This window comes from Thermoactinomyces sp. CICC 10522, from assembly GCF_016055075.1.
Classification (GTDB): Bacteria; Bacillota; Bacilli; order Thermoactinomycetales; family Thermoactinomycetaceae; genus Thermoactinomyces_A; species Thermoactinomyces_A daqus.
On the sequence record NZ_JAECVY010000002.1, the window covers coordinates 345852 to 361167 of the forward strand.

The following is a 15316-nucleotide window of genomic DNA, read 5'->3' on the forward strand; positions in this document are numbered from 1 at the left end:
CCTTATCTTAGCACATCCGCCGATGATTGTCAAAAGCGAGTTGCAAGTAAAATATTTCCTTTAATCCTAAAAGAGCTCTTCCACCGTACAGGTGTAAAACCGCGGATGCAAAAACCGGCTGAGCAGCGTCTCCTCGGGCAAAAACCCGATCACCTTTCCCGTGCGATCCGTCACTTCCAAAATATGATAGCGCTCTTTATATAACATCTGTACGACTTCTTTCAACTCGGCCTTGCCATGGACAGTCATTTTTTTAACGGGTTTTGAGGAAATGCGGGAACGCGTACGGGAAAGCAAAAAACGCAGGAATTGGTAATGTCTCTGTTTTAGTGCCCGCAAGTTGGAGTATAACAAAAAGAGGGCGATCAGGAAAAGATGGATGAGAATTCCTTGTTTAAACCAAAACAGGGCGGCCGCAGCCAGCACGAGAGAGAGAAAACTGCTGACCCACAGCGTAAGATCGATGCAGATCCGAAAAGGGAACAAAAAACTCAGCCCCGCTTGCATCACCCGTCCCCCATCCAGCGGATAAATGGGCAACAGATTAAAACAGGCGATCATGACATTGCCGTGGATGAAGTATTCAGTCCATTCCCTCGTCCACCAGCCCGTCCCGTAAAAAAGCAGGCTGATTAAAATCATCGCCACATGCTGAAAGGGCCCGGCCAATGCGACGACTACTTCTTCCTTCGCCGGAACGGTTCCCCACTCCTCCGTCTGCGCCACACCGCCAAAAGGAAGAAGTTCCACGGCGCGGATGCGCCAGCCATAACTCCTTGCTGCCGCGACATGCCCCATTTCATGGATCAGAACCAGGACAAACAAGGTGAAAAATTCAATAAAATAGCCTGTCCAAACAGCCGAACAAGCGACGAGCCATAAAAGCGGATGAATGCGCAGGCGAATTTTCTGCCTCATGCGGTCAATCAAATACGATCACGCTCGCCGGATCAATAAATCGATCATTTTGTTTCACGGCAAAATACAAGAGCGGTTGTCCTTTTGTTTCACTTATGCTCCCGATAGTCTGCCCTTTTTTCACCCAGTCTTTTGGTTTGACGTCGATACCGGCCAATTGGCCATACCATGTCTCGCTCCCTCCCTCATGCTGAATGATCACTGTTTTGCCCAATCCCGGTTTCTCCCCGGCAAATATGACCCATCCTTCATCCGCAGCCGCAACCCGCGCATGGGCAACCGTTCGGATCACGATCCCCTTGCGCTGTTCATCAAACGGGAGCACCACTTTTCCAAAGACGGGAGAATGCCAGCGATGTTCCCGGGGCTTCTCATCAGTCTCAGAACGGGAAAACGCCGGAAGAATGGACGGAGATCCTCCTAAATATCGTTTGAACCAGTTTTCCATTCCCGCAAACTGAAAATCGTGCGTCATGACGCCGGAAATCCATTGTTCCGCAGGCTTCAGCACCGGGGACTGTGAACGGAAAACGAGCAATGTCAAAATAAAGAGAGCTGCGGTTAACAGCATTTGTGTACGCAGTCGGCCTCCCTTTTTTCCCCTTGCTTGTCCTTTGCCGCTTGTTTGATTCCAAGGGGAAGCATCATAGGAAAGTAAATCCTGACCCGGATCCCATTCTTTTCTTTTCGCAGCCCAAGAGCGCGGGGCCCGTCCTTGTCTGATTGCCTGCCATTTAACTTCTCTGCGCTTTTTGTGTTTCTGCGCCCAGTCGTACATCCTGCCCAACCCCTATTGTTCACATTTGTATCAAGATATGATGGACAAGGGGGGGATATGCAAAAAGCAAAAAACCCGGTCCCTTCGGGCTTTGAAGGAACCAGGTTACCTTGGCAGGAATCGGCCCGCCTGTTTGGCCTCAGGCAAAACCGAGCCATCGCTTTACTTTTGTAATCACATTCGATTCTTTATCCAATACCATCAGGGGAACCATTTCCCCCTGGATGCGACGGGCAATGTCTCGATAAGCTTTGCCTGCCGCATTTCGGTTTTCATAGACGATCGGCTCTCCGGTATTCCCCGCGCGAATCACCTGCTCATCATCCGGCACGACTCCCAGCAGGTCGATCGCCAGCACAGACACAACTTCGTCCACATCCATCATTCCGCCGTCTTTCACCATCTGCTTGCGAAGACGGTTGACCACGAGCTTGGGAGGGGCCACCTGTTCTTTCTCCAAAAGCCCGATGACGCGGTCGGCATCGCGAATCGCCGTATTTTCCGGAGTTGTGACCACAATGGCCTGATCCGCCCCGACAATCGCGTTTTGAAAGCCGAGATCAATCCCTGCAGGACAATCGATAATCACATAATCGAACTTCTCCTTTAACTCCGCAATCAACCATCGCAATTGGTTGCCGGAGATCGAACTCTTGTCTCTTGTTTGCGCCGCCGGCAACAAATACAGCTCATCACAACGTTTATCCCGGATTAACGCCTGATCGATACGGCATCTTTTTTCGATGGCATCGACCAGATCATAAATAATTCGATTTTCCAATCCCAAAAGCACATCCAAATTTCTCAGCCCGATATCGGCATCCACCAGACAAACTTTTTTCCCGGCCAATGCCAAAGCCGTGCCGATATTGGCTGAGGACGTCGATTTCCCGACGCCTCCTTTTCCGGATGTAATCACGATGCTCTCTCCCACATTCTCCCCTCCTTCCCCTGAAAATTCAATCCTGCTTCAGACCAATTTTATTAAAAATGACGGCGCCCTTCTTTCCATTCAAGTTCCGGTTTCAATTGCCCCAGATGGTGAATCCGTTCCACGACGATCTGGTTATCAATCATATAAGCAAAGCGCATGCCAATCTCGGACTCATCCCATTTGTCCGGCGGGCGCGAGATCACATCAGCGATGCGGAGCTGGGTCGGCCGCAAAACGGAAGCGACGATGATTGCATTGGTATCCCCTTCGCACCCCGCGTGCGCCAATCCGCGCAAGGCTCCCAAAACATAGATGCTCCCCGTACACTGAATGGTTCCGCCGGGATTGACATCGCCCAAAAACAAAAGATTTCCTTTATGTATCAATACCTGACCTGATCGAACCGTTCCCGACTTGATGACAAGATCCTGCTCACCACCAAGGAGATAGGGGATGTCGTCGGACTCAAACTCCTGTATGATCAAATTTTTGCGGACGGAAAACAGTTCCCTGACAGCAATTTCCTCCGCTTTTGTAATCTGTCTCTTTCCCAACTTGATGATCACATTCAAATCCGGGCCGTCCCAAATGTGTGCGGCATGGGAGTTTTCCAGCTTTTCTTTAAGATCTGCCAATACATCAGAAAAGGGGCGCGAATCATCCAGAAAGAAAAACAACCCGTCTTTGGTTCCTTTGATCGTTACGCCCGGTTTTAGCGTTTTCCCCATATCCAACGTCACCCCGCCTCACATATGATTTCGCTCTTCTCCTTCATTTTCCTTCATCCCCCAGCTTGCCACAGATGATTTGCCTTGATTAACGGAGAATGGTGTCAAATATAATCGACCGATTGCGTTTCTTTTGATAAATCAGGTGAATCACCTTGAATATGGGATAGCCGATGATCACATTAAACAGTGTCGACGGAATAATGTAATTCCACATCGCCAACACAACAGGCACATCCGTAAAATCGAAGAGGCGATCCCACCCGTAAATCAGGATGAGATAGATGAGTTGCCCCCATGCGGTCAGCACCCCGGCAACCCACTGAAAAGGAGGCACATGGGCTGCCATCCTGTAGGTTCCATACGCGACGAGCGGAAGGGTTATCGCGGAAATGCCAAGTGCGGGCCCGTAAACGACATCATGAAGCAACCCGAAAAAAAAGCTGAGCAACAGTACATACCGCCGCGGCAAATACAAAGAAATGGCAATCATCCCACTGACAACCAATTGAGGGATAACGATAAAAGTGCTCCCCCAGGCTTGGGGGAGCAACCATTGGAAAACGGAACCTTCCAAAATGAAAAGGAGGAAGAGGAAACCGGCGAACAGCTTTTTCATGGCATTCCCCTCCATAAAATGCATTGTTTATTTTTGCATCGATTTGAGTTGCAGTTTTTCCGGATCTTTTACAACCGCAACATAATCCAATTGTTCAAAGGATGCGGACGGTTTGATGTAGACAACCTGTTCCACCTGGCTCTCATTCATCGTCACTGCATCCACCGTGCCGATCAAAATGCCGCCCGGATAAATGTCCGACAAACGGGAGGTAACGATGATTTGCCCCTTTTTGGGAGCAGCCGTCACGGGTACTTTCTTCATGATCAGACGGCGTTTTTGTTCATCGTATCCTTCGATAATCCCCAGAACTTCTCCTTTATCCGTTTGAACCACCGCCGCAATGCCCGGCCCGTCTCCCGAATCGGTCAACAACTGAATGTTCGCCATGTGGCTGGTTGCGGTTTGAACCCGGCCGATGAGTCCTTGCGGGGTGACCACCGGCATTTTGGGACGCACCCCATCATCAGTCCCCCGGTTAATCACCACCCGGTTACTGAAACGGTCCGGGCTGCGGTAAACGACACGGGCCTGGATCGATTCCAGACGATTCTCAGTTTTATAATCCAGCATCTCTTTTAATTCTTGATTTTCCTTCGTCAGTTCATTGACACGCGCCCTTAACTTCAATTCTTCAACCGACGGGGAAGAGGCGCTTTTCGTTCCTTTTCCATCGGCGAACAGCCCGCTGAACGGAGTGTAAAATACCCCTTCAATCCATCCGGCGCCATTTTGGATCCAACCTTCCGGTCCCGCGAGAATATCGCCGTCCCCTTTGGTCATGCCCGCGGAAATAAACAAAAGGACAACCGAAATCACGATGATAAATATGCGCTGGGTCATATTTCGTTTCATGAAGAGAACGCCTCCATCAGAACGGTCTGCGACGGGAGCGGTACGATGAATTGGATCTCGGTTTAAACATGTCGATATGGTCCAATGCCGCTCCCGTACCGATGACGACGCAATCCAGGGCATTCTCCGCCACCGTCACCGGCATGTGCGTCTCCTGTCTCAGCCGTTCATCCAGCCGGCGCAACAATGCTCCGCCTCCGGTCAACATGATCCCCCGGTCCAAAATGTCGGCGGACAGTTCCGGCGGAGTCTCTTCAAGGGTTTGTTTCACGGCGTTGATAATATCGTTAACCGTTTCAGACAGAGCCTCTGCAATCTCCCGAGAGGTAATCTCAATCATTCTCGGCAAGCCCGTAATCAGGTCCCTGCCCTTGATCTCCCGGGTGAGATCTTCCTCCGGCGGAATCGCTGCCCCGATTTCCATTTTCAGCGTCTCCGCCGTTCTTTCACCGATCAGCAGATTATGTTTTCTCCTGATGTACTGGATGATCGCTTCATCCATCTTATCCCCCGCCACGCGCAAGGAATGGCTGGTGACAATGCCGCCGAGCGAGATGACGGCAACTTCCGTCGTTCCTCCACCGATGTCCACGACCATGCTGCCGGTCGGTTCCCATACGGGCAAGCCCGCTCCGATCGCTGCGGCAAAAGGCTCTTCGATCGTATAAGCCTCTTTTGCCCCCGCCCGGATCGTCGCTTGCTCCACCGCCCGCTTCTCTACCGGCGTGACTCCGGATGGAATGCAAACCATCACATTGGGTTTTCTCGGCAAAATCATCTTTTGGTCGATCGCTTGTTTGATAAAATACTCGAGCATCGTCGCAGTCGTATTGTAATCGGCAATGACCCCGTCTTTCATGGGACGGATGGCAACGATGTTTCCCGGGGTGCGCCCGATCATCGATTTGGCTGCATTCCCGACCGCTTTGATCTCTTCAGTTCCCAGCTCAATGGCCACAACTGAAGGCTCCCTCACCACAATTCCCTGTCCTTTCACATATACCAGCGTATTGGCCGTCCCAAGGTCAATTCCCATATCTTTCACAAAACTTCCAAACACGTCCGGCCCTCCTTCCCATTTGTCACATTTCTATTGTCGTCACAAGGATATGCTAGGAAATCAGCCCATGTTCACGCAGACTGAAAAATCGTTGATCTCCGATGATCACGTGATCCAGTACCTCGATTCCCAGAAGCTGCCCCGCCTCGATCAGTCGCTCAGTCACATGAATATCCTCCGTGCTCGGAGTCGGATCCCCGCTCGGATGATTATGTATACAGATGACAGCTGCGGAGCTGGAGCGAATCGCCTCAAGAAAAATTTCGCGCGGATGAACAAGCGAGGCGTTCAGACTTCCTTTAAAAACGCATTTTTTGCATATCACTTGATGTTTTGTATCCAAAAACAGGCAAACAAAATGCTCTTGTTTGGCAAAGCGCAATTCATCCATCACATATTGCGCAACATCTTCAGGGGAACGTATGACATAGCGCTCTTCAGGCGATAAACGCGAGATGCGCTGGCCAAGCTCTACGCCTGCCATCAGCTGAACCGCCTTTGCCAGACCGATGCCGTGGATTTTCATCAACTCCTGGAGCGAAGTTTGCGCAAGCCCTTTCAAACCGTCTGTTTTGACCAATACCCTGTGCGCCAGGGCCACCACAGACTCACCTGTGCTGCCTGTCCGCAACAACAGCGCGATCAGCTCGGCATTGGACAAATGCTGAGGCCCCAAACGCAACATCCGCTCACGCGGCCGCTCTTCCTCCGGCACGTCGCTCAGCAAAACGTAGGCACGTTCCATTTTCTCCATTAACGTTCCATTCCTCCTCTGCCTGCTATTTCACCCTGGTGAATGGCCGGATCCGACAAAGTAGCAAAACGGCAGAGGTGTCAGCTGATCAGACCATCAATTACACAGAGTGAAAACCCATTTCTTCCAGCATTTGATCCAACAGGGGGATGGACAATCCCACCACATTGAAATAACAACCTTCGATCTTATCGACAAGGCGGGCTCCCCGTCCTTGAATCCCGTATGCTCCCGCTTTATCCAAAGGCTCTTTTGTGCCTACATACCAAGCTATTTTTTCGGGAGATAACGGCCGCATCCACACTCTTGTCATACGGTGAGCCGTTTTTTCTTCCACTTGCGCACCCGCCCGAACGCGGACGAGGGCAATCCCCGAATAAACTTGATGATCGGTTCCCTGCAAACGGGAAAGCATCTTTTTTGCCTCATCTTCATCGCATGGTTTGCCCAGGATCTCCCCGTTATGAACGACAATCGTATCTCCGCCGATCACCAGTGCATCATCACACTCAGCGGCCACTGCTCTCGCCTTGCGCAGAGCTAATTCTTCAACGATTGTGCCAGGGGGAAGACGGTGATCAACTGTTTCATCCACATGGCTTGTTTGCACACGAAAATCGACTCCAAACAAGGCCAGCAGCTCTCTTCTGCGCGGAGAGCCGGAGGCCAGCACCAACTCTGGTTGCATTTCTTCGCCACCTACCTAAAACAACAAAAGGGAAATTAAAAATCAGGAGGGTGAGAATCCCCCGTTCAATGGGGAGCTTTCCTGATAAGGAAAAAAGCACCTTCGGTTTAAGGTGCCAACCATGAGAAGATCACTTACAGTTTATCAAATGAGGGTCCGATCAACAAGCAATTGACATGCGTTTGTCACAAATTTAGGCTATTTGCCCCGGCAAAATTTTTGTTCAATTTAAATCTTTAATCAATTGTTCATAGTTCACCATATAGCGGACCAAACCTTCCTGAACCTGCCACAGCAAAGCTTGATTAGGATTTTTTTCCGCTTGCTCGGCGCTCTGCATGGCTTGATCCAAAGCCTGAAACATTTTGCCAAGCGACTCGCGGGCCGGCTGCGGCAATCCCTTTTGCACCGTTTGGCACTCAAGAACAAATTGACGGTACTGGTCGATCCAGTCGCTGTTAAAAGCAATAGCAGGTGTTTGGGCACCTGGATCAGCCCGGATATCGCGAATCGTGACCGCGTTCAGCTGCTGAAACAAACGATTCCCTTTATTTAACGCCTTTGAAAGCGTCTCTGCCGTGTCTGATTTCTCCATGTTCCCCTGTACATTCATCTCTTTTAAATAAACGGGTACATCCTGTTTTTGATAGATGGCGGAAAGCTTCAGAGCATCATCCCGGTTGGGGGCCACCCCCATAAAAATCCGGTAGGGCGAACTCTCCGACATCACTGCGGCCAGCCCTTCCGCACGGTAGTTTTGAACGGTTTTCATCGCCCCGTTTTTCGCGCTGTAGTTCCCGGCCTGGAGCATGACCGCCCGCAATCCTGGAAGGGCCGTCATTTCCTTGACTGCCGATTCCTTCTGACCTGACTCGCTTTGTTGTTTTGCCGGCACCGTCAAATGGTCATCAATCGAACGCGTTGAATGCACGGGATTTTCCGAAAAAAACAGGTGCATGACGGAAATGCCCATGGCCGTCCCGATCAAGACCGCTCCGCCGATGGAAAGCAAAATCTGTCCGATATGCGCGGAAAACCGGCCCTGCCCCGTCTGTCGGCGCGCAAAAGGTTTTCCCGGTGCTCCCCAGTCAATTACGTTGCCTGGTTTATGCCCTTCCAAAAGCCAATTATTCCAGGCAACCGCTTCGGCCTTTTCCCACCAGCGACGCCACTGATCCGCCTTCTCCTTTTGATTTTGCCGGATCGGCCCCTGACCGGGTTCCGAATGCCCCGTTTCGGCTCTTCCGTGCAATCGGAATATGCTCTTTTTCGTTTCTTTTTCTGTTTGTGTGAAATTGCCCTGCCATCCGGGTCGTGATGTCTCCCCTGACCTCCCCGCATGCCTGATGGCCGGTGAGAGCGGCACCACTCCCCTTCCAGATTTGCTCAAGATTTCATCACTGGGCTGTGCCGGCAAGGCATGATCCTTTTTTGCCGGTGAAATTGGTTTTCCCTGGACTTTTACCTTGATTCCCGTACCGTGCACATGGCGGGAAGATTTGCTTGTCCCCATATCAATCCGCCCCTTTTTTCTATTCTGTTAATATAGCTTATGAGTTCATAGAGGGGATAGAACCGTCAAAAAAGAACAATCTTCCCGTTCATGTGCGCTCTACTATTCTAGTATCCTGAAGGAGAGCAAAAAATGGATCCAGCCGTCGCCCCACAACAGGGCAATGATGACACCGATGGCCAGGTGGGGAGCAAACGGCAGCGGATCACCCCAACTCCTCCGCTTGAAGAGCAGCGCATGGCAAACGGCGCAAAAAAGCGCGCTCCACGTCGCGAGCCAAAAAGCGAGAAAAATCTCAGGCCACCCGACAACCCAGCCCGACATCGCCAGCAATTTGGCATCACCCATCCCCATCCCGCCAGTGCATTTGCTGATGATCAGGCAACAGAGATAGGCGAGAGCTGAGGCACAAAGATAGTTGCCATAGGGCATGGGATGCACCCAAATCCGAACCGCGGCAAAGAGAACGGTTCCGCTGTAAGTGAACAAATTGGGGAGCACCATCGCTTGCAAATCGGTCAGGGAAAGCAGGATCAACAACCACATCAGCACCAAGCTGACCCATCCCTCCGCTGACGTTCCCTCACGCATTCCCACCAGCCACGTAAAAAAGAGACTAAAACCTGCTTGCAGACCCCATACCGTTTTGGAATAGCGAAAAAGGGTTCCTCCTTCGCGCTTCCGCCTGATCGACCAGCTGGCCAACGGAGGGAGAATCATGGAAATGAGTGCGCTGACCACAAGCATCGCGCCGATTTTCCAATCAAACATGGGGGATCTGTCCCACGTTTAACACCCACTCCGCTTCAGTCAATCCCTTTTGCACCAAGTGGGTCAAAGCCATCTCCATCGTCTGCATTCCACAGGCTTGTCCCGACTGCATGACGGAATCAAGCTGGTGCTCCTGCCCGGAGCGCAGCAGATGGGCAACTGCCCGGTTATTGATTAACAGTTCACAGGCAACCACATGGTCGCGCCAGCCACGGCCCGGAATTAACCGCTGGGCGAGAATGGCCAGCAAACAGGCCGACAGCTGCGCCCGAATCAGAGAATGACGCTCCGGTGAAAAGCTGTTCACCAGGCGATGCACGGCACCAATCGCATCGGCGGCATGGAGGGAAGCAAACACCATACTGCCCGCTTCCGCTGCGTGGAGGGCCGCTTCCATCGCCATGCGCTCCCGCATTTCCCCAATGACGATCAAATCGGGGTTTTGCCGCAGGGAAGAAACCATCCCGCTGGAAAAAGTATGTACATCCACTCCAATCTCCCGTTGCACGACAAGCGACCGCAGGGAATGATGCTCAAATTCGATCGGATCCTCCAGGGTGACGATATGGAGCGATTCCTCCTGATTCAGATACTGTACGAGCGAAGCGATCGTCGTTGACTTTCCGCTTCCGGTCGGCCCGGTAACCAGCAAAAGCCCCCTCTTTTTATGAATCAGCTCTGTCAGAACAGGGGGAAGTCCCAATTCTTCGGGTACCGGTATCCTCTCGGGCAAAAGGCGCAGCGCCAATGCCGCCGTTCCCCTCTGCTGGTAAAAATGGGCGCGCACCCGGACGGCTCCGACGGAAAAGGAAAAGTCATATTCCTTATGTTCCGCCAACGATTCCGGCCCGGGCAGATTTGCAGTTGCCTGCACAAAAGCGTACAGTTGGTCGGGGGGACATTCCCTGTCGCTCAACCATTCCCAACTGCCGTTTATTTTGGCGCGAGGCCGCTCCCCGGCGGCAAAGTGCAGATCGGATGCAGCCAGGTCGATTCCCAGTTGAACCCATTCCGCAATAAACAAAGCAATCCCCTCTTCTCCCATTTTTCACTATTTTATGATAAATTTCCCTGTATGAAAAGCCGGACAAAAAATAGTTTGATTCCGCCTGAAGACAACAGTAAAGTACAAGTAAAAAGATCACAAAGGAGTTCAACATGCTATCCATTCAAAATTTAACCGGAGGCTACGCCAAATCCTTTCCCGTGATTCACGATCTAAGCTTTTCTGTTTCCCCCGGAGAAATTGTCGGGTTGATCGGTTTAAACGGTGCCGGCAAAAGTACGACGATCAAGCATATTTTGGGTTTGCTCACCCCTGTGTCGGGAAAAGTGACCTTGGACCGGAAGACATTAAACGAGGACCCGGTCTCTTTCCGCTCGAAAATCGCCTGGATTCCTGAAACTCCGCAGTTTTACGATGAACTCACATTATGGGAGCACCTGGAACTGACGGCGAAGGTTTATCAGCTTGACCGGGCTTTGTTCAAGGAACGCGCTGAAGAATTGCTGGAACGTTTTCGCATGCAGAAAGCGAAAAACTGGTTTCCGAACACATTTTCCAAAGGGATGCAGCAAAAAATCATGCTGCTCAGCGCTTTTCTCATCCATCCGCGATATCTGATCGTCGATGAGCCGTTTATCGGTCTCGACCCATTGGCAATTCATGCCTTGCTCGATCTTTTGAGGCAAGGGAGGAAGGAAGGGATGGGCATCTTGATGTCGACTCACATTTTGGAGACCGCAGAAAAAACATGCGACCGTTTTGTCATCCTTCATCACGGACGCATTCACTTTACCGGAACCCTTGCCGAATGGCAGAAACAAACACAGAGACCATCTGCCTCACTGGCAGATCTGTTTATAGAGGTGGCAGAACGCACATGAATCTGGACAGCACAGCACTGTTTTATCAGCGCATGCAGCAGTCATGGCTGAAAGCGATCGGCATCATCCGGCTCGTGGCAGGGGGAGGAGGAACCCCCTTGTTTGCCGGAGTCGTCCTCATCGGGTTGTATTTCGGGTACAAGCGTTTTTTGGAATGGATGCCCTCCTCCTTTCCCGCCGGTTTGCTCACCGGACTGGTTCTTTCCCTGCTCTTGACATCCAGCCGCATCCGCACTTGGATCAAACCGGCCGATCCCGTTTTTTTGCTTCCGGCAGAAACAAAGATGAACGGATACTTTCGCGCCAGCTTATGCTACAGTTCGCTTGTTCACATCATTCATCTGGCACTTGCCCTACTGCTCCTCTCTCCGCTTCTGGCGGCGGGAGCACCAGAAGATCGCTCACCGCTCTGGCTCCTTTTTGCTTTGCTGAGCCTAGCACAAATCCTCAATGTGCTCATCGAATGGCAAAGCATGCGCCTTTTGTGCAAATGGAGCCGCCGTAAAATCAGGGGAATCGCCTTTCTGCGCTTTCTTCTCAATTTTTTATGGACTGAAGCGTCCATGGATCGCCAGTGGGTCGGGCTGCTTGTTCTTTTCTGCATCATGGCCGGGGTCTGGCTCGGACAGGTGGCCGTCACCCCAGCGTTTCCTTTACCTTGGGATGAACTGAAAAAACAGGAACAGCGTTTATTGGCGAGATATTATCATTGGGCCGGCTGGTTTGTGGACCTTCCTGCTGTCCAGCAACCGATCAGGCGCCGCCATATCTGGGTGCGGATAGCAGACCGTTTCACCAATTATCGGAAAAACCCGCTTCTCTATCTCTACTGGCGTCATTTCTTCCGCAAAAGCGAATTGTACGCTGTCTTTTTCCGGCTGCTTCTCTGGGCGATCATCATGATGGCGCTCTTCCCCAATCCCTGGGTGATCTTCGGCATCTACCTGGCAGCGAGCCTGATGCTTTTTTCCCAATTGCCTGCGCTGATAGATGCAAACAGCTATCCGGCTGCACTGAAACTGTATCCCTTACCGAAGGCTGCTTTTAAGAACAGTCTGGCACGAATCGGCACCGTTCTTTCGGGGATGCAAGCGCTGATTTTAACCATGGTGATTGCCGGTTTCCATTGGCTTTCGTTCGCCGGAACCCTTTTGTTTCTCGCTTATGGCCTGATTCTGTCAATGATCATGGCCGGGCTGAAAAAACGGAGTGTGCCGCCGCAAAAATAAACATTCTTTTCTTTTGGGACCGTCCCGGAAATGAATGCCGAAATGAGCCAGGGAGGGCTGTGTAACTCCCTACCCTCCCACATTCCGGGCCGCGGTGCGCTTCATACAAAAAAACTGCCGCGGTCAAGCGACAGGCAAAGGGGCGTTCTCGGCGGCGGCCTATTTCTTTGTCAAAGCTTGTACATCCTTGATCATTTGCTGCAGATCAGGCTGCAATCCATTATAATACCTTACGACCGTGCCGGATTCATCAATCAGGTAAAATTGGGTCGGATGGGTGACCAAAACCGGCATATCCGGCGAAGGTCCTTTTTGCCGGGCTACCGGTCCCTTAAATGTATCCTTGGCCATTTTCGCGATCTGACTGAATGAATAGCCGGTCAAAAAATGCCAATGGCTTAAATCCGCATCATATTTTTCGGCATACGTTTGCAACACTTTTGGCTGATCATGCTCAGGATCGACACTGAATGAAACCAGTTCGATCGGAACGCCGGCCTTTTTAAACGCGTCTTGCACTTTGGCCATATTGGCTGTCATCGGCGGACAAACATTGGGGCAGTTGGTAAAAACAAAATCAGCCAACCAGATTTTGCCTTTTAAATCCTTTAAGCCAAATGGTTTGCCCGATTGGTCAGTAAAGGAAAAGTCATGAACTTGCCAATGGAGTGCGGACACGTCATTTGACGATGAGGCCTGCGCCGATGTTTCCGGTTCCGGCTGTTCCTGAGCAGCTTCCGAGCAACCGGTTACGGTGAGCACAAGAAAAACGATGAGCGCAAAGCCAACCCGTTTCCATTTCTCCATCCAAATCGCCTCCAGCCGTAAATTCACTAATAAATCTAAATCTTGAGTTCGCATAAAAGGGACAGCCATTCAGTTCACAAAGGGGTTAAACCAAGCTTTTCCCCCGATGTATTTCGACCGGTGGCGGCAGAAAAATCCCGCCTTTCCACTTCATGAGACTTCGCACTTTTCCGGAAATGAAAATGCCTGCTCATCGGTTAACGAAACAGTCAAGTCAAGAAATCGGCGGCAAAAGTGAGGGCAAGAGATGGTCAGGCTTGCGAGAGGGGTGAAAACCCCTCCTGCCTGACGCTCACTCCCATCCCCAGCTGAAGCCAGAGGTTTTCTCGCCCGTAAAGAAATAAAATATCGATAAGTTCATCCCTATTTTACGCTTTGCTTTTCAAGTTCCGGTACAAGTGCATGCGAAACACGCCAAATGTCACCGGCCCCCATCGTCATCACCAGGTCTCCGGGTTTCGCATGCTGCAGCAGATATGAAACAACCTCTTCTTTGGTAGCGATAAACTGTGTATTGGGATTGCTGTTTTGTTTAATCAGCGCCGCCAATCTCTCTGCCGAAACACCCGGGATCGGTTTTTCCCCCGGAGGAGCATAAATGGTGTTAATGATCACTTCATCGGCATGAGCAAAGGCACGGCTGAACTCATTGAACAAGAGGTGAGTCCGGGAGTAACGCTGCGGCTGGAAAACGGCGATCACACGGCGGCCCAGCGCTTTTACCCCTTTTAATGTCGCCTCGATTTCGGTCGGATGGTGCGCATAATCGTCGACAACCAAAATATCGTCCACTTCACCGATTACTTGGAAACGTCTTTTTGCCCCTTGAAATTGGTAAAGCGCTTTAGCAATTGAAGAAAACTCACAGCCGGCTTCCAGGCAGGCGATAATGGCGGCCAATGCATTGGAAACATTGTGGCGCCCCGGGATGCGCAAGGTGACTTCCCCTAACTCTTCTTCCCCTTTGACTACCGTAAAACTGATCTCCCGCAAGTTTTCCCGAATATTTCGCGCGGTGAAGTCGGCCGGATGATCGATGGCATAGCTGAGCAAACGGCCTCCCACATCTTCCGCCATTTCCCTGAGATGGGGATCATCATAGCACAAAATCGCCGCGCCTTCCGGACGGACTTGCTTTAAAAACGAGCGGTATGCCTTTTTCAGATTGGCAAAATCCCCGCCGTAGTTTTCCAAATGATCGGGTTCGATATTGGTGACGATCGCCAGATGCGGATAATATTCCAGAAACGAGCCGTCGCTTTCATCCGCTTCCGCCACCACGTAATCGCTTCTCCCCGCCTTGGCATTTCCTTTTAAACTGACGATTTCCCCGCCGATGATATAGGTCGGGTCCACTTGGAGCAGTTCCAACGTTTGGGCGATCATGGAGGAAGTGGTCGTTTTTCCGTGAGCCCCCGCAACCGCGATCCCCTTTTTATCATTCAGAAGGCGCGCCAGCATCTGCGAGCGGTGAATCACTTCAATTCCCCGCTTTTTGGCTGCGATGCGCTCTACATTATCTTCCGAAATACTCGATGAATAGACGACGAGGTCTGCCCCCTCAACCAAATCCTCATGATGACCGATCGTCACCCGCGCTCCCCGTTCGATCAATTTTTGCACCAACGCATTTTCAGCCACATCCGAACCGGATACTTCATATCCCAAATCGAGCAACACCCTGGCAATCGCACTCATGCCATAGCCGCCGATTCCCACAAAGTGCACCTTCTGCTTTTTTTCCACGTCAACCACCAACCTTTATTTAGATCTTT

Annotated in this window: 16 protein-coding genes; 2 read left to right on the forward strand and 14 right to left on the reverse strand. The window is 51.2% G+C overall.

Annotated features, from left to right (window positions below; all coding sequences use genetic code 11):
• Positions 1-66: 66 nt before the first annotated feature.
• From I8U18_RS05210 to I8U18_RS05265, 12 genes are all read right to left on the reverse strand, one after another.
• Positions 67-930, reverse strand: a complete 864-nt coding sequence (locus I8U18_RS05210) for a site-2 protease family protein (protein WP_198055026.1) — start codon at positions 928-930, stop codon at positions 67-69.
• Positions 923-1696, reverse strand: coding sequence for a M23 family metallopeptidase (locus I8U18_RS05215; protein ID WP_052153862.1), 774 nt, complete (start codon positions 1694-1696; stop codon positions 923-925). Before I8U18_RS05215 ends, I8U18_RS05210 begins: the two co-directional genes overlap by 8 nt.
• A 139-nt stretch (positions 1697-1835) precedes the next feature.
• Positions 1836-2630, reverse strand: coding sequence for a septum site-determining protein MinD (minD, locus tag I8U18_RS05220; protein ID WP_033099218.1), 795 nt, complete (start codon positions 2628-2630; stop codon positions 1836-1838).
• 50 nt (positions 2631-2680) lie between these two features.
• Entirely contained in the window at positions 2681-3358 is a 678-nt protein-coding gene (locus tag I8U18_RS05225; RefSeq protein ID WP_033099219.1) for a septum site-determining protein MinC, read from the reverse strand.
• 88 nt (positions 3359-3446) lie between these two features.
• On the reverse strand, positions 3447-3977 hold the full coding sequence (gene mreD / locus I8U18_RS05230) for a rod shape-determining protein MreD (protein ID WP_052153863.1): 531 nt from the start codon (positions 3975-3977) through the stop codon (positions 3447-3449).
• A 27-nt stretch (positions 3978-4004) separates the two neighbouring features.
• Positions 4005-4832: a rod shape-determining protein MreC gene (gene mreC / locus I8U18_RS05235; RefSeq protein WP_033099220.1), complete on the reverse strand. Its 828-nt coding sequence runs from the start codon at positions 4830-4832 to the stop codon at positions 4005-4007.
• A 16-nt stretch (positions 4833-4848) separates the two neighbouring features.
• Positions 4849-5892 (reverse strand): rod shape-determining protein, encoded by a 1044-nt coding sequence (locus tag I8U18_RS05240; RefSeq protein ID WP_033099221.1) that lies wholly within the window; start codon positions 5890-5892, stop codon positions 4849-4851.
• A 52-nt stretch (positions 5893-5944) separates the two neighbouring features.
• A complete protein-coding gene (gene radC, locus I8U18_RS05245; RefSeq protein WP_198055140.1) occupies positions 5945-6637 on the reverse strand; it encodes a RadC family protein in 693 nt (230 codons plus the stop codon).
• 109 nt (positions 6638-6746) lie between these two features.
• Entirely contained in the window at positions 6747-7334 is a 588-nt protein-coding gene (locus I8U18_RS05250) for a Maf family protein (protein ID WP_033099222.1), read from the reverse strand.
• Between the two features lie 223 nt (positions 7335-7557).
• Complete coding sequence (locus tag I8U18_RS05255) at positions 7558-8847, reverse strand: SPOR domain-containing protein (RefSeq protein WP_033099223.1); 1290 nt, start codon at positions 8845-8847, stop codon at positions 7558-7560.
• A 102-nt stretch (positions 8848-8949) separates the two neighbouring features.
• Positions 8950-9618: a prepilin peptidase gene (locus I8U18_RS05260; protein WP_033099224.1), complete on the reverse strand. Its 669-nt coding sequence runs from the start codon at positions 9616-9618 to the stop codon at positions 8950-8952.
• Positions 9611-10642 carry a type IV pilus twitching motility protein PilT gene (locus tag I8U18_RS05265; RefSeq protein ID WP_198055030.1) on the reverse strand — a complete coding sequence of 344 codons (1032 nt, stop codon included), beginning with the start codon at positions 10640-10642 and terminating at the stop codon, positions 9611-9613. The genes I8U18_RS05260 and I8U18_RS05265 overlap by 8 nt, the downstream gene beginning before the upstream one ends.
• A gap of 134 nt (positions 10643-10776) precedes the next feature.
• Between I8U18_RS05265 and I8U18_RS05270 the strand changes: the two genes are divergently transcribed.
• Together I8U18_RS05270 and I8U18_RS05275 are read left to right on the forward strand one after the other, a co-directional pair.
• Positions 10777-11505: an ABC transporter ATP-binding protein gene (locus I8U18_RS05270; RefSeq protein WP_198064532.1), complete on the forward strand. Its 729-nt coding sequence runs from the start codon at positions 10777-10779 to the stop codon at positions 11503-11505.
• Positions 11502-12734 carry an ABC transporter permease gene (locus I8U18_RS05275; RefSeq protein WP_033099226.1) on the forward strand — a complete coding sequence of 411 codons (1233 nt, stop codon included), beginning with the start codon at positions 11502-11504 and terminating at the stop codon, positions 12732-12734. The genes I8U18_RS05270 and I8U18_RS05275 overlap by 4 nt, the downstream gene beginning before the upstream one ends.
• Before the next feature lie 159 nt (positions 12735-12893).
• Here the strand turns inward: I8U18_RS05275 and I8U18_RS05280 are convergent, their stop codons facing one another.
• Positions 12894-13541 (reverse strand): SCO family protein, encoded by a 648-nt coding sequence (locus tag I8U18_RS05280; protein WP_198064533.1) that lies wholly within the window; start codon positions 13539-13541, stop codon positions 12894-12896.
• A 363-nt stretch (positions 13542-13904) separates the two neighbouring features.
• Positions 13905-15287 carry a UDP-N-acetylmuramate--L-alanine ligase gene (gene murC / locus I8U18_RS05285; RefSeq protein WP_033099228.1) on the reverse strand — a complete coding sequence of 461 codons (1383 nt, stop codon included), beginning with the start codon at positions 15285-15287 and terminating at the stop codon, positions 13905-13907.
• Positions 15288-15316: the final 29 nt, after the last annotated feature.